At 67.8% G+C, this 17319-nt stretch carries 26 protein-coding genes and 1 pseudogene; all 27 read right to left on the reverse strand.

Translation table 11 applies throughout. The annotated features are described in order from the left end of the window. Positions 1-19 precede the first annotated feature (19 nt). Positions 20-508, reverse strand: a pseudogene (locus tag O7601_RS02975) (DUF1707 domain-containing protein); the annotation flags it as partial. 86 nt (positions 509-594) lie between these two features. After that, the gene (gene map, locus O7601_RS02980) at positions 595-1446 is read right to left on the reverse strand and encodes a type I methionyl aminopeptidase (protein WP_281564760.1); all 852 of its coding nucleotides are present in this window, start codon (positions 1444-1446) and stop codon (positions 595-597) included. A gap of 88 nt (positions 1447-1534) precedes the next feature. Next, on the reverse strand, positions 1535-2188 hold the full coding sequence (locus O7601_RS02985; protein WP_164447879.1) for an adenylate kinase: 654 nt from the start codon (positions 2186-2188) through the stop codon (positions 1535-1537). Further along, entirely contained in the window at positions 2189-3511 is a 1323-nt protein-coding gene (gene secY / locus O7601_RS02990) for a preprotein translocase subunit SecY (RefSeq protein WP_281564761.1), read from the reverse strand. It lies immediately after the preceding gene. A gap of 233 nt (positions 3512-3744) precedes the next feature. Further along, on the reverse strand, positions 3745-4188 hold the full coding sequence (gene rplO / locus O7601_RS02995; protein ID WP_281564762.1) for a 50S ribosomal protein L15: 444 nt from the start codon (positions 4186-4188) through the stop codon (positions 3745-3747). After that, entirely contained in the window at positions 4188-4370 is a 183-nt protein-coding gene (gene rpmD, locus O7601_RS03000; protein WP_281564763.1) for a 50S ribosomal protein L30, read from the reverse strand. Before rpmD ends, rplO begins: the two co-directional genes overlap by 1 nt. After that, a complete protein-coding gene (gene rpsE / locus O7601_RS03005) occupies positions 4370-4984 on the reverse strand; it encodes a 30S ribosomal protein S5 (RefSeq protein WP_281564764.1) in 615 nt (204 codons plus the stop codon). Before rpsE ends, rpmD begins: the two co-directional genes overlap by 1 nt. Positions 4985-5018: 34 nt before the next feature. Next, positions 5019-5408: a 50S ribosomal protein L18 gene (gene rplR / locus O7601_RS03010; RefSeq protein ID WP_281564765.1), complete on the reverse strand. Its 390-nt coding sequence runs from the start codon at positions 5406-5408 to the stop codon at positions 5019-5021. Continuing rightward, positions 5405-5947 carry a 50S ribosomal protein L6 gene (gene rplF / locus O7601_RS03015; protein ID WP_281564766.1) on the reverse strand — a complete coding sequence of 181 codons (543 nt, stop codon included), beginning with the start codon at positions 5945-5947 and terminating at the stop codon, positions 5405-5407. Before rplF ends, rplR begins: the two co-directional genes overlap by 4 nt. Before the next feature lie 16 nt (positions 5948-5963). Continuing rightward, positions 5964-6371 carry a 30S ribosomal protein S8 gene (gene rpsH / locus O7601_RS03020; protein WP_093403619.1) on the reverse strand — a complete coding sequence of 136 codons (408 nt, stop codon included), beginning with the start codon at positions 6369-6371 and terminating at the stop codon, positions 5964-5966. 97 nt (positions 6372-6468) lie between these two features. Further along, entirely contained in the window at positions 6469-6654 is a 186-nt protein-coding gene (locus O7601_RS03025) for a type Z 30S ribosomal protein S14 (RefSeq protein WP_007073023.1), read from the reverse strand. A 1-nt stretch (position 6655) separates the two neighbouring features. Further along, the gene (rplE, locus tag O7601_RS03030) at positions 6656-7225 is read right to left on the reverse strand and encodes a 50S ribosomal protein L5 (protein WP_093403618.1); all 570 of its coding nucleotides are present in this window, start codon (positions 7223-7225) and stop codon (positions 6656-6658) included. Beyond that, positions 7225-7545 carry a 50S ribosomal protein L24 gene (rplX, locus tag O7601_RS03035; protein WP_281564767.1) on the reverse strand — a complete coding sequence of 107 codons (321 nt, stop codon included), beginning with the start codon at positions 7543-7545 and terminating at the stop codon, positions 7225-7227. Before rplX ends, rplE begins: the two co-directional genes overlap by 1 nt. Then, entirely contained in the window at positions 7542-7910 is a 369-nt protein-coding gene (gene rplN, locus O7601_RS03040; RefSeq protein ID WP_007073026.1) for a 50S ribosomal protein L14, read from the reverse strand. The genes rplX and rplN overlap by 4 nt, the downstream gene beginning before the upstream one ends. A 95-nt stretch (positions 7911-8005) precedes the next feature. Further along, positions 8006-8284, reverse strand: a complete 279-nt coding sequence (rpsQ, locus tag O7601_RS03045) for a 30S ribosomal protein S17 (RefSeq protein WP_093403616.1) — start codon at positions 8282-8284, stop codon at positions 8006-8008. Beyond that, positions 8281-8517 (reverse strand): 50S ribosomal protein L29, encoded by a 237-nt coding sequence (gene rpmC / locus O7601_RS03050; RefSeq protein WP_076466662.1) that lies wholly within the window; start codon positions 8515-8517, stop codon positions 8281-8283. The genes rpsQ and rpmC overlap by 4 nt, the downstream gene beginning before the upstream one ends. After that, complete coding sequence (gene rplP, locus O7601_RS03055; RefSeq protein WP_007465292.1) at positions 8517-8942, reverse strand: 50S ribosomal protein L16; 426 nt, start codon at positions 8940-8942, stop codon at positions 8517-8519. Before rplP ends, rpmC begins: the two co-directional genes overlap by 1 nt. A 3-nt stretch (positions 8943-8945) precedes the next feature. Beyond that, positions 8946-9812: a 30S ribosomal protein S3 gene (rpsC, locus tag O7601_RS03060; protein ID WP_281564768.1), complete on the reverse strand. Its 867-nt coding sequence runs from the start codon at positions 9810-9812 to the stop codon at positions 8946-8948. After that, positions 9812-10267 (reverse strand): 50S ribosomal protein L22, encoded by a 456-nt coding sequence (gene rplV / locus O7601_RS03065; RefSeq protein ID WP_164447883.1) that lies wholly within the window; start codon positions 10265-10267, stop codon positions 9812-9814. The genes rpsC and rplV overlap by 1 nt, the downstream gene beginning before the upstream one ends. Before the next feature lie 40 nt (positions 10268-10307). Further along, complete coding sequence (gene rpsS / locus O7601_RS03070; RefSeq protein WP_013735950.1) at positions 10308-10589, reverse strand: 30S ribosomal protein S19; 282 nt, start codon at positions 10587-10589, stop codon at positions 10308-10310. A 12-nt stretch (positions 10590-10601) separates the two neighbouring features. Beyond that, the gene (rplB, locus tag O7601_RS03075) at positions 10602-11441 is read right to left on the reverse strand and encodes a 50S ribosomal protein L2 (protein WP_093403613.1); all 840 of its coding nucleotides are present in this window, start codon (positions 11439-11441) and stop codon (positions 10602-10604) included. 12 nt (positions 11442-11453) lie between these two features. Continuing rightward, positions 11454-11756 carry a 50S ribosomal protein L23 gene (gene rplW, locus O7601_RS03080; protein ID WP_093403611.1) on the reverse strand — a complete coding sequence of 101 codons (303 nt, stop codon included), beginning with the start codon at positions 11754-11756 and terminating at the stop codon, positions 11454-11456. Then, complete coding sequence (gene rplD, locus O7601_RS03085) at positions 11753-12403, reverse strand: 50S ribosomal protein L4 (protein WP_281564769.1); 651 nt, start codon at positions 12401-12403, stop codon at positions 11753-11755. The genes rplW and rplD overlap by 4 nt, the downstream gene beginning before the upstream one ends. Next, entirely contained in the window at positions 12400-13065 is a 666-nt protein-coding gene (gene rplC / locus O7601_RS03090; RefSeq protein WP_281564770.1) for a 50S ribosomal protein L3, read from the reverse strand. Before rplC ends, rplD begins: the two co-directional genes overlap by 4 nt. A gap of 11 nt (positions 13066-13076) precedes the next feature. After that, complete coding sequence (gene rpsJ / locus O7601_RS03095; protein ID WP_007073037.1) at positions 13077-13385, reverse strand: 30S ribosomal protein S10; 309 nt, start codon at positions 13383-13385, stop codon at positions 13077-13079. Between the two features lie 349 nt (positions 13386-13734). After that, on the reverse strand, positions 13735-14928 hold the full coding sequence (gene tuf, locus O7601_RS03100) for an elongation factor Tu (RefSeq protein ID WP_169595907.1): 1194 nt from the start codon (positions 14926-14928) through the stop codon (positions 13735-13737). Between the two features lie 223 nt (positions 14929-15151). Then, positions 15152-17248: an elongation factor G gene (gene fusA, locus O7601_RS03105; RefSeq protein ID WP_281564771.1), complete on the reverse strand. Its 2097-nt coding sequence runs from the start codon at positions 17246-17248 to the stop codon at positions 15152-15154. Positions 17249-17319 lie beyond the last annotated feature (71 nt).

Here is a 17319-nt window from a genome sequence, read left to right on the forward strand (position 1 = left end):
GCTCACGCCTGAGCGCCCGCTTCTCGGCTTTCCGCTGCCGGCGGCGCTCCCGCTCCGCCGCCCAGCGCGCCGGCTCACCGCTGGTCAGCCCGGTGACGGTACGCACCAGTACCACCGCACCCCACGGGCCCGCGACCCAGCCCGGCCAGAAGTAGAGCGCCTCACCGGCCGCCAGCGAGCTGAGGGCCCAGATCGCCACCACGATCCCGACCACCTTCAGCCACGGTTCCCAGACCTCGGCCAGCCAGCGCGCGGCGAGCCCGCGGCCGGCCTCGGCCGGCACCGGGACGCTCGGCTGCCCAGACGTCGGCAGCACCGCGCCGCCGGGCGCCGGCAGGTCGCTGACGAGGGCATCGAGTTCGGCGTACGTACGGGCGGCATAGGCCCGCTGCAACCGCTCGTCGTACTCGTGCAGGTCGAGCCGGCCCTCGTCGAGAGCGACCCGGAGGCGCTCGGCGACGGCCTGCCGGTCGACGTCCGCTGCCCGCATAGCGTCCCGCTCGTCCATGCCGGCAAGCATGCCACCGCGAGGCCAGCGCCGCCCCTGGCGGCGTTACCGGGCCGCCCTGGCAGCCGTACCGGGCCCGCCGCCCGTTACCCGGCAGACGTGGTGCTCGGCTGGCGAGCGGTGACCAGGTCGCCCAGCCGGGCCCGGCCGCCGTCGAACGCGGTCAGCACCCACACCCCGTCGGGCAGCAGGGCCATGCTGTGCTCGACATGCGCGGCCCGCGAGCCGTCGCGGGTGACGACGGTCCAGCCGTCGGCGAGTTCCGCGGTACGCGGCGAGCCCATGGTGATCATCGGCTCGATGGCCAGCGCCAGCCCCGGCACCAGCCGTGGTCCCTTGCCCGGCCGTCCGTGGTTGAGCACGTGCGGGTCCTGGTGCATCTCGGTGCCGATGCCGTGGCCGCCGTAGCCATCGACGATGCCGTAGCGCCCCGCCTTGCGTACCGTACGTTCCACCGCGTGCGAGATGTCGGTCAGCCGGCCCTTGCCGCTGGCGGCGCCGCGAGCGGCAGCGGCGATCCCGGCCCACATCGCGTCCTCGGCGACCTCGGCCATCCGAAGCAGCGCCGGATCGACCTCGCCCACACCGACCGTGATCGCCGCGTCACCGTGCCACCCGTCGAGCACCGCGCCGCAGTCGATCGAGATCAGGTCACCCTCGGCGAGGACCTGCTTCGGCGACGGGATGGCGTGCACGATCTGCTCGTTGACCGAGGAGCAGATCGACGCCGGGAACCCGTGATAGCCCTTGAACGACGGCACCGCGCCCGCGGCACGGATCGTCGTCTCGGCGATCGCATCCAGGTCGGCGGTGCTCACCCCGGGAGCCACCGCCTCCCGCATCCGGCGAAGCGCCTCCGCGACCACGAGACCGGCGGCCCGCATCTTCTCGATCTGCTCAGGGGTCTTCAGCTGGATGTCCAGCTGGGGACGACGCATGGAGGCGCTACCTTTCGTTGCCCAAACAGCGGGGTACGACCGGCGTACCCCGCTGTCAGCACTCTATCCGGCTGCGAGCCGGCCGACCTCAGCCCCCGTACGACCGCAGGGCGTCGATGGCGCGGACGGTGACGTCCTCCACCGGGCCGGTGGCGTCGATGCCGACCAGCTTGCCCTGCGCGCCGTAGTAGTCCACCAGCGGCGCGGTCTTCTCGGCGTACTCCCGCAGCCGGGCGGCGATCGTCTCCGGCTTGTCGTCGTCCCGCTGGAACAGCTCCGCACCGCACCTGTCGCAGATGCCTTCCCGGCTGGTCGGATCGAACTCGACATGCCAGATCTTGCCGCAGCCCCGGCAGGTGCGCCGGCCGGAGAGCCGCCGGATCACCTCGTCGTCGTCGACGACCAGTTCGAGCACGATGTCCAGCGCGGTCCCGAGATCGGCGAGGAGCTTGTCCAGCGCGGCGGCCTGCGGGGTGGTACGCGGGAAACCGTCGAGCAGGAAGCCCTCTGCGGCGTCCGGCTCGGCGAGCCGGTCCCGCACCATGTTGATGGTGACCTCGTCCGGGACGAGCTTGCCGGCGTCCATGTATCGCTTGGCCTCAACGCCGAGCGGGGTGCCCTGGGACACGTTGGCCCGGAAGATGTCGCCGGTCGAGATCTTCGGCACGGACAGGTGCGCGGCGATGAACTCCGCCTGTGTGCCCTTGCCCGCACCCGGCGGGCCCACCAGAACCAGTCTCATCTACCGCAGGAACCCTTCGTAGTTCCGCTGCATCAGTTGGCTCTCGATCTGCTTGCTCGTCTCCAGAGCAACGCCGACCATGATCAGCACCGCGGTACCACCGAACGGGAAGTTGAGGTACTGCTGCCGATCGAGCCAGATGAAGAAGAAGTTCGGCAGGATCGAGATGATCGCGAGGTACAGCGCACCCGGCAGGGTGATGCGGCTGAGGATGAAGTCCAGGTAGTCGGCGGTCGGCTTACCCGGGCGGATGCCCGGCACGAAGCCGCCGTACTTCTTCATGTTGTCCGCGACCTCGGTCGGGTTGAACGTGATCGAGACGTAGAAGTACGTGAAGAAGATGATCAGCAGGAAGTAGACCACGATGTAGATCGGGCTGGTCGGATCGACCAGGTTGTTCTGGATCCACGCCTGGGTCTTGCCCGGGTCGTTCTGGTCGAAGAACTGCAGCGCCAGCTGCGGCAGGTAGAGCAGCGACGAGCCGAAGATGACCGGGATCACACCCGCCTGGTTGACCTTCAGCGGGATGTAGGTCGAGGTGCCGCCGTACATCCGCCGGCCGATCATGCGCTTGGCGTACTGCACCGGGATGCGGCGCTGCGCCTGCTCGATGAAGGTGACCGCGGTGATGACCACCAGCACCAGTGCGATGACGAGCATGAACTTCCACCAGCCCTGGCTCTCCTTGATCCGCCAGCCCTCACTGGGGAGCCGGGCCGCGATCGAGGTGAAGATCAGGACGGACATGCCGTTGCCGACGCCGCGGTCGGTGATCAGCTCACCGAGCCACATGACCATGCCGGTACCGGCGGTCATCGTCATCACCAGGATGGACAGGGTCAGCCAGTCCGGGATGCCGGTGCCGGTCGGGATGATCTCCTCGTTGCACTGGTTGTTGAACAGCTGCCCGGAGCGGGCCAGCGCCACGAACGCCGAGGCCTGCAGGACACCCAGCCCCAGCGTCAGGTAGCGGGTGTACTGGGTGATCTTCGCCTGGCCGGCCTGGCCCTCCTTGCGGAGCTGCTCGAGCCGGGGGATGACCACCGTCAGCAGCTGCAAGATGATCGACGCGGTGATGTAGGGCATGATGCCCAGCGCGAAGATCGACAGCTGCAGCAGCGCGCCGCCGGAGAAGAGGTCGAGCAGGTTCAGTACGCCGGTGGATCCCTCGATGGATTCCAGGCACTTCTGCACGTTGCCGTACGAGACGCCCGGGCTGGGCACCGTGGCGCCGAGCCGGTAGATCGCGATGATGCCGACTGTGAACAGCAGCTTCTTGCGCAGGTCAGGCGTACGGAACGCACTGAGAAAGGCGGACAGCAACTTCTTCCTCCTGCGCGAGGCGGGCCGCCGGTCGTCCCAGGCGGGTCGGGGTGGGTGTCGGGCAAGTGCCCGATATCCATGGCTGGGAAGGGACTCTAACAGCCCGATCCCGGTCCGGGCAGATGCGCCCGGCCACATAAACCGAAACCGATGTTACCGGGCACACCGGCCCGTTGTAGACCATGGCGCCCGCCAGCTGGGATCAACTGGCGGGCGCCATGGGTAAAACTGCTCTACAGCTCGGTCACCGAGCCGCCGGCGGCCGTGATCTTCTCCTTGGCCGACGCGCTGAACGCGTGCGCCGACACCTGAAGCGTCACCCCGCCGAGGTCCCCGGTGCCGAGGACCTTCACCGGCTGCCCCTTGCGGACCGCGCCGGCCTCGACCAGTTCGGTCGGGCCGACCTGGCCGCCGTTGGGGAACAGCTCGGCCAGGCGGTCCAGGTTCACGACCTGGAAGACCACCTTGAACTTGTTCTTGAAGCCCTTCAGCTTCGGCAGGCGCATGTGGATGGGCATCTGCCCACCCTCGAACGCCGCCGAGATGTTCTTCCGGGCCTTCGAACCCTTGGTACCGCGACCGGCGGTCTTGCCCTTGGAGCCCTCACCGCGACCCACTCGGGTCTTCGCGGTCTTGGCACCCGGTGCGGGACGCAGGTGATGGACCTTGATCGTCATTACTCGACCTCCTCGACCTTCACGAGGTGGTTGACCGTGAAGATCATGCCGCGAATCTCGGGCCGGTCCTCCTTGACCACCACGTCATTGATCCGCTTGAGACCGAGCGAACGCAGCGACTCCCGCTGGTTGCGCTTGGTCCCGATGTCGGAACGGACCTGGGTGACCTTGAGCCGTGCCATCAGGAAGCCACCTCCGCCCGCGAGGCCAGCATGGCCGCCGGCGCGACGTCCTCCACCGGCAGGCCCCGCCGCGCGGCAACGGCCTCCGGGGACTCCAGCCCCTTCAGCGCGGCCACGGTGGCGTGCACGATGTTGATCGGGTTCGACGAGCCGAGGCTCTTGGAGAGCACGTCGTGGATGCCCGCGCACTCCAGCACGGCACGGACCGGGCCACCGGCGATGACACCCGTACCGGCGGAGGCCGGCTTGAGCAGCACCACCCCGGCGGCGTCCTCGCCCGTGACCGGGTGCGGGATCGAGGAGGCGATCCGCGGCACCTTGAAGAAGTGCTTCTTGGCCTCCTCGACGCCCTTGGCGATCGCCGCGGGCACCTCCTTGGCCTTTCCGTAGCCCACGCCGACGGTGCCGTCGCCGTCGCCCACGATCACCAGGGCGGTGAAGCTGAAGCGACGACCACCCTTCACGACCTTGGCGACGCGGTTGATTGCGACGACCCGCTCGAGGTGCGGGGTCTTCTCGGCGGGCGCGTTTCCGCGGCCGCCCTCACGGCGGTTGTCGCGGCGACCACCCTCGTTGCCACCGGACCCGCCGCCACGGCGCTGTTGACCTGGCATCAGCAGCCTTCCTTCTCTCTCGTGACGGGGATTGTCAGAACTCGAGCCCGGCTTCGCGGGCGGCGTCGGCGAGCGCGGCGACACGCCCCGCGTACCGGTTGCCACCGCGGTCGAAGACGACCTTGGAGATGCCAGCGGCCTTGGCCCGCTCGGCCAGCAGGGTGCCGACCTTGCCAGCCAGGGCGCTCTTGTCGCCCTCCGTACCGCGCACCGAGGCGTCCAGGGTCGAGGCCGACGCCAGGGTGTGACCCTTGGTGTCGTCCACGATCTGGGCGACGATGTGCCGCAGTGAACGGGTGACCACCAGGCGGGGACGCACAGCGGTGCCGCTGACGTTCTTGCGCACTCGGAAGTGCCGCCGTGCCCGCCCGACGGCACGCTTGGCGGCGACGCCGCGGCGGCGCTTGAGCAGCGTGGCGCTCACTTCTTACCTGCCTTTCCGGCCTTGCGTCGGATGATTTCGCCCTGGTACTTCACGCCCTTGCCCTTGTAGGGCTCCGGCGGGCGGATCTTCCGGATGTTGGCGGCGACCTCACCGACGAGTTGCTTGTCGATGCCGGCCACGTGGAACAGCGTCGGCCGCTCCACCGTGAAGCTGATGCCGTCCGGGGCCTGCACCACCACCGGGTGCGAAAACCCGAGCGCGAACTCCAGGTCCTTGCCCTTGGCGGTGACCCGGTAACCGGTGCCGGCGATCTCCAGGCTCTTACGGTAGCCCTCGGTGACCCCGACGATCATGTTGGCGACCAGGGTACGGCTCAGGCCGTGCAGTTCCTTGGCCTTGCGCTCGTCGTTCGGGCGGTTGACGCTCAGTTGCCCGTCCTCGGCCCGCTCGATGGTGATCGGCTCGGCCAGGGTGTGCGACAGCTCGCCCTTGGGGCCCTTGACCTTGACGGTCCGGCCCTCGATCGTCACGTCGACTCCGGATGGCACCGGGATCGACTTACGTCCAATACGCGACATTTCTACCTGTCTCCCGTTACCAGACGAAGGCGAGGACTTCCCCGCCAACGCTCCGCTTGCGGGCCTGCCGGTCGGTGAGCAGCCCCTGGGACGTCGAAATGATCGCCACGCCCAGCCCACCGAGCACCCGGGGGAGCCCGTCCGACTTGGCGTACACCCGCAGACCGGGCTTGGAGACGCGCTTGATACCGGCCAGGCTCCGCTCCCGGTTCTGGCCGTACTTCAGCTCGACGACCAGTCGCTTGCCGACGGCACCCTCCTCGGGCTCCTCGACTGCCCAGGTGGCGATGTAACCCTCGGACTTGAGGACCTCGGCGATGTTCGCCTTGATCTTCGAGTACGGCATCGTCACCCGGTCGTGGTACGCCTGGTTGGCGTTACGCAGACGCGTGAGCATGTCTGCGATCGGGTCGGTCATCGTCATGAAAACTCGTCAACCTTTCTCGCCGGGGTTCCCGCGACATCTCGCAGGCCTACGGCGAAGAGACAGTCCAGCTGAGGCGCCGCAGCGCGCTGGGCTATTACCAGGAAGCCTTGGACACGCCGGGCAGCTCACCGCGGTGGGCCATCTCCCGGATGCACACCCGGCAGAGCCCGAACTTGCGGTAGACCGCCTTGGGACGCCCGCACCGCTGGCAGCGGGTGTACGCGCGAACCGAGAACTTCGGCTTCGCGGCCGCCTTGAGGATCAGCGCCTTCTTGGCCATCTCAGTTCTCCTTGAACGGGAAGCCCAGGAGCTTCAGCAGCGCCCGGCCCTCGTCGTCGGTCGTGGCGGTCGTGACCACCGTGATGTCCATGCCCCGCTGGCGATCGATCTTGTCCTGGTCGATCTCGTGGAACACCGACTGCTCGGTCAGACCGAACGTGTAGTTGCCGTGCCCGTCGAGCTTGCGCCCGTCCAGGCCGCGGAAGTCACGGATACGCGGCAGCGCGATGGACAGCAGCCGGTCCAGGAACTCCCACATCCGGTCGCCGCGCAGGGTCACCTTCGCGCCGATCGGCATGCCTTCCCGCAGCTTGAACTGCGCGATGGACTTCGTCGCCCGCCGGACCTGCGGCTTCTGGCCGGTGATGGTGGCCAGGTCGCGGACCGCACCGTCGATGAGCTTGGCGTCCCGGGCGGCCTCGCCCACACCCATGTTCACGACGATCTTGACCAGCCGCGGCACCTGCATCGGGTTGCCGTACTCGTACTGCTCGCGCAGCTGGGCGATGATCTCGTTGCGGTACCGCTCCTTGAGGCGCGGCATCGTCTTGGTTTCGGTAGCCGTGGTCATCACAGGTCCTTACCGGTGCTACGCGCGATGCGGACCTTCTGGCCGTTGTCGTCGATCCGGTAACCGACGCGGGTCGGCTTGCCGTCGGAGTCCACGACCATCACGTTCGAGACGTGGATCGGGGCCTCCTGGGTGACGATGCCACCGGTCTTGGCGCCACGCTGGGTGGTGCTGATGCGAGTGTGCTTCTTGATCCGGTTCACGCCCTCGACCAGGACCTTGTCCTGCCGCGGGTAGGCCGCGATGACCTTGCCCTTGGCGCCCTTGTCCTTGCCGGCGATGACGACGACCGTGTCGCCCTTCTTGACCTTCACGGTCACAACACCTCCGGCGCGAGAGAAATGATCTTCATGAACCGCTTGTCCCGCAGCTCGCGGCCGACCGGGCCGAAGATACGGGTACCGCGCGGGTCCCCGCCGTCCTTGATGATGACGGCGGCGTTCTCGTCGAAGCGGATGTACGAACCGTCCGGCCGCCGCTTCTCCTTGGCGGTGCGGACGACGACAGCCTTGACCACGTCGCCCTTCTTCACACCGGCGCCCGGGATCGCGTCCTTGACGGTGGCCACGATGACGTCGCCGATGCTCGCGTAGCGCCGACCGGAGCCACCGAGAACCCGGATGCACAGGATCTCCCGGGCACCCGTGTTGTCGGCGACGCGCAGTCGCGACTCCTGCTGAATCACGTCTATCTCCTATGTCTGCCGGTTCTCCGGCCGCCGGGGCGGCCGGAGCCTGGCGGAACCTGCGCCCGACCGTCTGGGCCGAGCTCGAGCCTTCGCTACTTGGCCTTCTCGAGGATCTCCACGAGCCGCCACCGCTTGGTGGCGGAAAGCGGCCGGGTCTCCATGATCAGGACGCGGTCGCCGATGCCGGCGGAGTTCTGCTCGTCGTGGACCTTGAGCTTGCTGGTCCGGCGCATGATCTTGCCGTACAGCGCGTGCTTGACCCGGTCCTCGACCTCGACCACGACGGTCTTTTCCATCTTGTCGCTGACCACGAGGCCCTCACGGACCTTGCGGCGGCCCCGCGGCTTGGTGGGAGTCGTGTTCTCGCTCATCCTGCAGTCACCTCAGTCGGCGCGGCCGAGAGCCCCAGCTCACGCTCACGCATGATCGTGTAGATCCGGGCGATCTCCCGACGGATGACCTGCAGCCGCCGGTTGTTGTCCAGCTGCCCGGTTGCGGCCTGCACGCGGAGGTTGAACAGCTCCGCCTTGGCCTCGCGCAGCTTCGTGACCAGCTCCTCCTCGGAGAGCTCACGCAGCTCGGAGGCCTTAACGCCCGCTGCCATCAGGATTCACCCACTTCGCGCGTAACAATGCGGCACTTCATCGGGAGCTTGTGGATCGCGCGACGCATCGCCTCTCGCGCGATCTGCTCGTTCGGGAAGGACATCTCGAAGAGAACCCGCCCGGGCTTGACGTTCGCGACCCACCACTCGGGCGAGCCCTTACCGGAACCCATCCGGGTTTCCGCCGGCTTCTTGGTGAGGGCCTGGTCCGGGAAGATGGTGATCCAGACCTTGCCGCCACGCTTGATGTGGCGGGTCATCGCGATACGTGCCGACTCGATCTGCCGGTTGGTCACGTACGCCGGCTCCAGAGCCTGAATCCCGAACTCGCCGAACACCACCCGGTTGCCGCCCTTGGACGCGCCGCTGCGGTCCGGGTGGTGCGGCTTGCGGAAGCCCTTCGGGGGCTTGCGCGGCATCAGCATCTGTCAGCCCTCCTGCTGCGTTTCTGCCGGAGCCGAAGCCGCAGCCGCGACAGCAGCGCTGTCGACCGGCTCGCCACTCGGCGTCTCGGCCTGCTGCGCGACGGTCGTCGCGGCAGCCCGGCCGGCCTCGGTGCCACCGGAGGTCGTGCCGGACGAACCCGACCGACCACGGCGCGGCCGCTCGGGCCGGTCACCGCGCTCCCGGCGCGGGCGCGACGGTGCCTCGGCCGGAGTCTCCCGACCCGGCACCGCGTCGCCCTTGTAGATCCAGACCTTCACGCCGATGCGGCCGAAGGTGGTACGGGCCTCGAAGAAGCCGTACTCGATGTTGGCCCGCAGCGTGTGCAGCGGAACCCGACCCTCGCGGTAGAACTCCGTACGGCTCATCTCGGCGCCGCCGAGGCGACCCGAGACCTGCACCCGGATGCCCTTGCACAGCGGGTTCTTCATCGCCGACTGCATCGCCTTGCGCATCGCGCGACGGAAGCTGACCCGGCTGGAGAGCTGCTCGGCGACGCCCTGGGCGACCAGCTGCGCGTCCGACTCGGGGTTCTTCACCTCGATGATGTTCAGCTGCACCTGCTTGCCGGTAAGCTTCTCCAGCTCGCCGCGAATCCGGTCGGCCTCCGCGCCCTTACGGCCGATGACGATGCCCGGCCGTGCGGTGTGGATGTCGACGCGGACCCGGTCGCGGGTGCGCTCGATGTCGACCTTGGAGATGCCGGCGCGCTCCAGCCCCTTGGACATCATCCGGCGGATCTTGACATCCTCGCCGATGTAGTCCTTGTAGAGCTTGTCCGCGAACCAGCGGGACTTCCAGTCGGTCGAGATGCCGAGCCGGAACCCGTGCGGGTGAACCTTCTGACCCATTACTCGGCGCCCTCCGTGTTGCTCTGCGTCTCGGCCGGCGCGGTCTGCTTCGCCGGAGCCGCCTTGTTCGCCGACTTCCTCGGCGCGGCCGGCGCGACCGCCTCGACCGCCACGGTGATGTGGCAGGTGCGCTTACGGATCCGGTACGCCCGGCCCTGCGCCCGTGGCTGGAACCGCTTCATCGTCGGGCCCTCGTCCACGAACGCCTCGCTGACGAGCAGCGCGTCGGGGTCCAGCCGCTCGTTGTTCTCCGCGTTGGCGATCGCGCTCGCGAGCACCTTGTACACCTGCTCGCTCGCCGCCTGCGGCGCGAACTGCAGCACCGTGAGCGCCTCCTTCGCGGGCAGGCCGCGGACGAGGTTGACCACCCGGCGCGCCTTCATCGGCGAGATGCGCACGTACCGCGCAACCGCCCGCGCGCCCGGAAGCACCGGAGCGTCGCCCTTTCCTGGCATCGCTGTAACCCCTTGATCCTCTATCCGTATGCCCGCGGCGTCAGCGCCGGCGGCTCTTCCGGTCGTCCTTTTCGTGACCCTTGAACGTGCGGGTCAGCGCGAACTCGCCGAGCTTGTGCCCGACCATCGCCTCGGTCACGAACACCGGGACGTGCTTGCGTCCGTCGTGCACGGCGATCGTGTGCCCGAGCATCTCCGGGATGATCGTCGAGCGGCGCGACCAGGTCTTGATGACGTTCTTCGAGCCCTTCTCGTTCTGCGTCTCCACCTTCTTGAGCAGGTGGTCGTCGATGAACGGGCCCTTCTTCAGGCTGCGAGGCATGTCTTATCTCCCTCAGCCGCGCTTACGCGTGGCGTAGCGACGGCGGACGATCAGCCGGTCACTCGGCTGGCCCTTACGACGGGTGCGGCCCTCGGGCTTACCCTGCGGGTTGACCGGGTGGCGACCACCGGAGGTCTTGCCCTCACCACCACCGTGCGGGTGGTCGACCGGGTTCATGGCGACACCACGGACGGTCGGGCGCTTACCCTTCCAGCGCATCCGGCCGGCCTTACCCCAGTTGATGTTCGACTGGTCGGCGTTGCCGATCTCACCGACGCTGGCGCGGCAGCGCACGTCCACCCGCCGGATCTCACCGGACGGCATACGCAGGGTCGCGTACGCGCCCTCCCGGCCGAGCAGCTGGATGCCGACGCCGGCCGAGCGGGCCAGCTTGGCGCCACCACCCGGACGCAGCTCCACGTTGTGGATCGTGGTACCGACCGGGATGTTGCGCAGCGGCAGGTTGTTGCCCGGCTTGATGTCGGCACTCGGACCCGACTCGACCGTGTCGCCCTGCTTCAGGTCCTTCGGCGCGATGATGTAACGCTTCTCGCCGTCGGCGTAGTGCAGCAGCGCGATCCGCGCGGTGCGGTTCGGGTCGTACTCGATGTGCGCGACCTTGGCCGGCACGCCGTCCTTGTCGACCCGCTTGAAGTCGATCAGCCGGTACTGGCGCTTGTGGCCGCCACCCTGGTGACGGGCGGTGATCCGGCCGTGCACGTTCCGGCCGCCCTTCTTGGGCAGCGGCACCAGCAGCGACTTCTCGGGAGTCGACCGGGTGATCTCGGCGAAGTCGGCGACGCTGGAGCCACGCCGGCCCGGCGTCGTCGGCTTGTACTTACGGATAGCCATTGTCTACACCCCTCAGCTGACCGGGCCGCCGAAGGCCTCGATGCGGTCGCCCTCAGCCAGCTTCACCATCGCCCGCTTGGTGTCCTTGCGCTTGCCGAACCCGGTACGGGTCCGCTTGCGCTTGCCCTCGCGGTTGAGCGTGTTGACCGTCAGGACACGGACGTTGAAGATCTGCTCGATAGCGATCTTGATCGCCGTCTTGTTCGCGTCCGGGTGCACCAGGAAGGTGTACCAGTTGCGGTTCAGCTCGCTGTAGCTCTTCTCCGAGACGACCGGCGCGACGATGATGTCGCGCGGATCGGCGATCGTGCTCACTTGCCACCCTCCTCGGTGGTCTCGGCCGGCACGCCCAGGAACTCGTCCAGGGCCTCCTTGGTGAAGACCACATCGTCGGCCACCAGCACGTCGTACGTGTTGAGCTGGCCGGACTCGATCAGGTGCACCCGCGGCTCGTTGCGCAGCGACACCCAGTTCAGCTCGTCGGTGCTGCTCAGCACGACCAGCACCCGCCGGGCGGTGGTCAGCTTGGCGAGCGCGGCCAGGGCCGCCTTGGTCGACGGCTTCTCGCCCGAGACGAACGCCTCGACGACGTGAACCTGCCCGGCGCGCGCCCGGTCCGACAGGGCGCCACGCAGCGCGGCGGCCTTCATCTTCTTCGGGGTGCGCTGGCTGTAGTCGCGCGGCACCGGGCCGTGGACCACGCCACCGCCGGCGAACTGCGGCGCGCGGATCGAGCCCTGCCGGGCACGACCGGTGCCCTTCTGCTTGTACGGCTTCTTGCCGCCGCCGGCAACCTCGCCCCGGGTCTTGGTCTTGTGGGTGCCCTGCCGAGCGGCAGCCAGCTGCGCCACGACGACCTGGTGCATCAGCGCGATGTTGGCCTGCGCGTCGAAGATGTCGGCGGGCAGCTCGACCGAGCCGGTCTTGGTGCCCTCGGAGTTGAGGACGTCAACGGTGGTCACTTGCCCACACCGCCCTTCTTCGCCTTGGCCTTGGCCGCGGTACGGACCAGGACCAGCGCGCCCTTGGGGCCGGGGATGGCGCCACGGACGAGCAGGAGATTGTTCTCGGTGTCGACCGCCTGGACGGTCAGGTTCTGCACGGTGTAGCGCACGCCGCCCATGCGGCCGGCCATCCGGGTGCCCTTGAAGACGCGACCCGGGGTGGCGCAGGCGCCGATCGAGCCCGGCGAGCGGTGCTTGCGCTCGACACCGTGGCTGGCGCGCAGACCGTGGAAGCCGTGCCGCTTCATCGGGCCGGCGTAGCCCTTGCCCTTGGTCTTGCCGGTCACGTCGATCGAGACACCGGCCGGGAACTCCTCGACCGTGACCTCCTGGCCGAGCGAGTAGTCCGCGGCGTCGCTGGTGCGCAGCTCGACGATGTGCCGGCGCGGCGCCACATCGGCCTTGGCGTAGTGCCCACGCAGCGGCTTCTTCGCCTTCCGCGGGTCGATCGTCCCGTATGCCAGCTGGACCGCGGAGTAACCGTCCTTGCCGGCGTCACGAACCTGGGTGATGACGCAGGGGCCGGCCTGAACCACGGTCACCGGGACAACGCGGTTGTTGTCCCAGACCTGGGTCATGCCGAGCTTCGCGCCCAGGATCCCCTTAACTTGCCTGTCCATGTGTCCGGTCCCTACAGCTTGATCTCGATGTCGACGCCAGCCGGCAGGTCGAGGCGCATGAGCGAGTCGACCGTCTTCGGGGTCGGGTCGATGATGTCGATCAGTCGCTTGTGCGTACGCATCTCGAAGTGCTCGCGCGAGTCCTTGTACTTGTGCGGCGAGCGGATGACGCAGAAACGGTTGATCTCCGTGGGCAGCGGCACCGGGCCCGCGACCTGCGCCCCGGTACGCGTCACCGTCTCGACGATCTTCCGAGCCGAGGAGTCGACGACCTCGTGGTCATAGGCCTTGAGCCGGATGCGGATCTTCTGTCCCGCCATGGTGGCTTCTGTTCCTTCTCTCGATGCCGCTGTGTTGCGGGTGCCTGTACCGGCTGGCACAGACCCTCTTCGCCCACCCCCGCGGTCGGGCGTGTCGCGCCCGGGGGCCAGGCTCCGCCCCGGGCTACCGGAGCGATCCTGACCGCGGTGGGTCCAAGCGCCGATCGCACTGAGGCGACCTGAACGCCGCGCGAGGGTGGTTGGCGGACGGGCCGCCAACCACCCCACGCCCGACTGCTCTGCCTACCCGGAGGTTCAGCGGAAGCCGAACACGGGCGGCGAACTGTCGTTACGCAACCTGACTAGTATGCCGCACGACCGGCGGCGGGTCTAATCGGGGTTACCCAGCTCACTTGATGATCTTGGTGACGCGACCAGCGCCGACCGTACGGCCACCCTCCCGGATCGCGAACTTGAGGTTTTCCTCCATCGCGATGGGCTGGATCAGCTTCACGGTCATCGTGGTGTTGTCGCCCGGCATGACCATCTCGGTGCCCTCGGGGAGGGTGACGACACCGGTGACGTCCGTGGTCCGGAAGTAGAACTGCGGGCGGTAGTTCTGGAAGAACGGGGTGTGCCGGCCGCCCTCCTCCTTGGAGAGGATGTAGACGGTCGCCTCGAACTCCGTGTGCGGGGTCGTGGTGCCCGGCTTGACGACCACCATGCCGCGCTCGACGTCCTCGCGCTTGATGCCGCGCAGCAGCAGACCGACGTTCTCACCCGCACGGGCCTCGTCGAGCAGCTTGCGGAACATCTCGATGCCGGTGCAGACCGTCTTCTGCGACTTCTCGCGGATACCGACGATCTCCACCTCCTCGTTCGGCTTGAGGATGCCGCGCTCGGCGCGACCGGTGACGACGGTGCCACGACCGGTGATCGTGAAGACGTCCTCGATCGGCATCAGGAACGGCTTCTCGGTCTCGCGCTCCGGCTGCGGGATCGCGGTGTCGACGGCGTTCATCAGCTCCATCAGGCGACCGGTCCACTCCGGGTCGCCCTCCAGGGCCTTGAGCGCCGAGACCCGCACGACCGGCAGGTCGTCGCCCGGGTACTCCTGCGACGAGAGCAGCTCGCGGACCTCGAGCTCGACGAGCTCCAGCAGCTCCTCGTCGTCGACCATGTCGCTCTTGTTCAGCGCCACGACGATGTACGGCACGCCGACCTGGCGGGCCAGCAGCACGTGCTCGCGGGTCTGCGGCATCGGGCCGTCGGTCGCCGCGACCACCAGGATCGCGCCGTCCATCTGGGCGGCACCGGTGATCATGTTCTTGATGTAGTCGGCGTGACCGGGGCAGTCGACGTGCGCATAGTGCCGCGCCTCGGTCTGGTACTCGACGTGCGCGATCGAGATCGTGATGCCGCGGGCCTTCTCCTCCGGCGCCTTGTCGATCTCGTCGAACGGCGTGTACGGGTTCAGGTCCGGGAACTGGTCGTGCAGGACCTTGGTGATGGCCGCCGTCAGCGTCGTCTTACCGTGGTCGATGTGACCAATGGTGCCGATGTTGACGTGCGGCTTAGTCCGCTCGAACTTCGCCTTCGCCACTGGTGTCCTCCTGTGGACTTCTTGGTTCGTTCGCCCCGGCGCGCCAGGAGCGGCGCTTAGGACTCTGTCGACAGCCTTTCCGGCCTGACGGCCGGGAAGCTTTTGTGGGTTCTGCGGCGATGAAGCCTACAGGCCCGGAATTCACACAATCCGACCGAGGTGGTCACGGTCGGGAATTCCTTCCGCGACCACCGTCGGATCATCCGATCACGTCAGGTGAGCGTCACTCACCCGTCGCCTTGGCGATGATCTCCTTCGCCACGGAGGCCGGAACCTCCGCGTAGGAGTCGAACTGCATGCTGTAGCTAGCCCGGCCCTGGGTCTTCGACCGCAGGTCGCCGACGTAGCCGAACATCTCCGACAACGGCACCAGGGCGCGGACGACACGGGCGCCGCTGCGCTCCTCCATCGCCTGGATGATGCCGCGTCGGGAGTTGAGGTCGCCGATGACGTCACCCATGTTCTCCTCCGGAGTGGTGACCTCAACAGCCATCATCGGCTCAAGCAGCGCGGGATCGGCCCTGCGGGCCGCGTCCTTCATCACCATCGAGCCGGCGATCTTGAATGCCATCTCCGACGAGTCGACCTCGTGGTACTGGCCGTCCAGCAGCGTCAGCTTGACCCCCACCAGCGGGAAGCCGGCAAGGATGCCGTACTGCATCGCGTCCTGCGCGCCCGCGTCCACCGAGGGGATGAACTCCCGGGGGATGCGGCCACCGGTGACGGCGTTGGCGAACTCGTAGGTCGGCGCGTCGTTGCCCAGCGGCAGCGGCTCCAGGCTGACGATCACCCGGGCGTACTGGCCGGAACCACCGGTCTGCTTCTTGTGGGTGTACTCGACCTTCTCCACCGTGCGGCGGATGGTCTCGCGGTACGCCACCTGCGGCTTACCGATGTTCGCCTCGACGTTGAACTCGCGGCGCATCCGGTCGACCAGGATGTCCAGGTGCAGCTCGCCCATGCCGGAGATGACCGTCTGGCCGGTCTGGTCGTCCAGCTTGACGCGGAAGGTCGGATCCTCCTCGGCGAGCCGCTGGATGGCGGTGCTGAGCTTCTCCTGGTCAGCCTTCGTCTTCGGCTCGATGGCCACCTCGATGACCGGCTCCGGGAAGGTCATCGACTCCAGGATGACCGGGTTCGCCGGGTCGCACAGGGTGTCACCGGTGGTGGTCTGCTTCAGACCCTGCACCGCGATGATGTCGCCAGCCTTGGCGGAGCTGCGCTCCTCCCGCTTGTTGGCGTGCATCTGGTAGATCTTGCCGACCCGCTCCTTGCGGTCCTTGGTGGAGTTGACCACCTGGGACCCGGACTCGACCACACCGGAGTAGACCCGGACGTAGGTCAGCTTACCGAGGTGCTTGTCGGTCTGGATCTTGAACGCCAGGCCGGAGAAGGGCTCCGAGGTGGAGGGCTTCCGCTGCATCGGCGTCTCGCCGTCGGTCGCCGTGCCCTCGATCGCCGGGATGTCCAGCGGCGACGGCAGGTAGTCGATGACGGCGTCGAGCATGGGCTGCACGCCCTTGTTCTTGAACGCGGAGCCGCAGAGCACCGGGTTGGCCTTGCTGGCGATGGTGGCCCGCCGGATGGCGGCCTTGATCTCCTCGACGGAGATCTCCTCGCCCTCCAGGTACTTCTCCATCACCGAGTCGTCGACGTCGGCCAGGGTCTCCATCAGCTTCTCGCGCCACTCGGCCGCGGAGTCGGCCAGGTCGGCCGGGATCTCCTCGATCGCGTAGTCCTCACCCTTCTGGGTCTCCCCGCGCCAGGTGAGGGCACGCATCTGGACCAGGTCGACGACGCCGATGTGGTTGCCCTCGAGCCCGATCGGGATCTGGAGCACCAGCGGGGTGGCGTTCAGCCGGTCGATCATCATCTGCACGCAGCGGAAGAAGTCGGCACCGGTCCGGTCGAGCTTGTTGACGAAGCACATCCGCGGGACGTTGTACTTGTCCGCCTGACGCCAGACGTTCTCCGTCTGCGGCTCCACGCCGGCCACGCCGTCGTAGACCGCGACCGCACCGTCCAGGACCCGCAGCGACCGCTCCACCTCGACCGTGAAGTCGACGTGGCCGGGCGTGTCGATGATCTGGATCGTGTGGCCCTTCCACTCGCACTTCGTGGCGGCGGAAGTGATGGTGATACCGCGCTCCTGCTCCTGCTCCATCCAGTCCATGACGGCAGCGCCCTCGTGGACCTCACCGATCTTGTACGTGATACCGGTGTAGAACAGGATTCGCTCGGTGGTAGTGGTCTTACCGGCATCGATGTGCGCCATGATGCCGATGTTGCGTACGTTGGCGAGCGCGTCTGCGGCGGCCACTTCAATCCCTACTTATCGTCGTCTCGACACAACTGGTGGCGGTCCCGGCACCGGTTGGCGCCGGGACCAGG

Origin of the sequence: Verrucosispora sp. WMMD573, from assembly GCF_027497175.1 — a bacterium.
Lineage (GTDB): Bacteria > Actinomycetota > Actinomycetes > Mycobacteriales > Micromonosporaceae > Micromonospora.

What these genes read in the sequence shown, in the direction of transcription:
- O7601_RS03025 (WP_007073023.1), bottom strand. Translation starts at nt 6,654, where the DNA reads ATGGCCAAGAAGGCGCTGATCCTCAAGGCGGCCGCGAAGCCGAAGTTC.
- rpmC (WP_076466662.1), bottom strand. Translation starts at nt 8,517, where the DNA reads ATGGCAGCGGGCGTTAAGGCCTCCGAGCTGCGTGAGCTCTCCGAGGAG.
- rplO (WP_281564762.1), bottom strand. Translation starts at nt 4,188, where the DNA reads ATGACGATCAAGGTCCATCACCTGCGTCCCGCACCGGGTGCCAAGACC.
- rpsQ (WP_093403616.1), bottom strand. Translation starts at nt 8,284, where the DNA reads ATGAGCGAGAACACGACTCCCACCAAGCCGCGGGGCCGCCGCAAGGTC.
- rpsJ (WP_007073037.1), bottom strand. Translation starts at nt 13,385, where the DNA reads ATGGCGGGACAGAAGATCCGCATCCGGCTCAAGGCCTATGACCACGAG.
- rplF (WP_281564766.1), bottom strand. Translation starts at nt 5,947, where the DNA reads ATGTCGCGTATTGGACGTAAGTCGATCCCGGTGCCATCCGGAGTCGAC.
- O7601_RS02985 (WP_164447879.1), bottom strand. Translation starts at nt 2,188, where the DNA reads ATGAGACTGGTTCTGGTGGGCCCGCCGGGTGCGGGCAAGGGCACACAG.
- map (WP_281564760.1), bottom strand. Translation starts at nt 1,446, where the DNA reads ATGCGTCGTCCCCAGCTGGACATCCAGCTGAAGACCCCTGAGCAGATC.
- rplB (WP_093403613.1), bottom strand. Translation starts at nt 11,441, where the DNA reads ATGGCTATCCGTAAGTACAAGCCGACGACGCCGGGCCGGCGTGGCTCC.
- rplC (WP_281564770.1), bottom strand. Translation starts at nt 13,065, where the DNA reads ATGGACAGGCAAGTTAAGGGGATCCTGGGCGCGAAGCTCGGCATGACC.
- rpsS (WP_013735950.1), bottom strand. Translation starts at nt 10,589, where the DNA reads ATGCCTCGCAGCCTGAAGAAGGGCCCGTTCATCGACGACCACCTGCTC.
- rplV (WP_164447883.1), bottom strand. Translation starts at nt 10,267, where the DNA reads ATGCCAGGAAAGGGCGACGCTCCGGTGCTTCCGGGCGCGCGGGCGGTT.
- rpsH (WP_093403619.1), bottom strand. Translation starts at nt 6,371, where the DNA reads ATGACGATGACCGACCCGATCGCAGACATGCTCACGCGTCTGCGTAAC.
- rpmD (WP_281564763.1), bottom strand. Translation starts at nt 4,370, where the DNA reads ATGGCACGGCTCAAGGTCACCCAGGTCCGTTCCGACATCGGGACCAAG.
- rpsE (WP_281564764.1), bottom strand. Translation starts at nt 4,984, where the DNA reads ATGCCAGGTCAACAGCGCCGTGGCGGCGGGTCCGGTGGCAACGAGGGT.
- rplE (WP_093403618.1), bottom strand. Translation starts at nt 7,225, where the DNA reads ATGACCACGGCTACCGAAACCAAGACGATGCCGCGCCTCAAGGAGCGG.
- rpsC (WP_281564768.1), bottom strand. Translation starts at nt 9,812, where the DNA reads ATGGGTCAGAAGGTTCACCCGCACGGGTTCCGGCTCGGCATCTCGACC.
- rplP (WP_007465292.1), bottom strand. Translation starts at nt 8,942, where the DNA reads ATGCTGATGCCGCGCAAGCCCCCGAAGGGCTTCCGCAAGCCGCACCAC.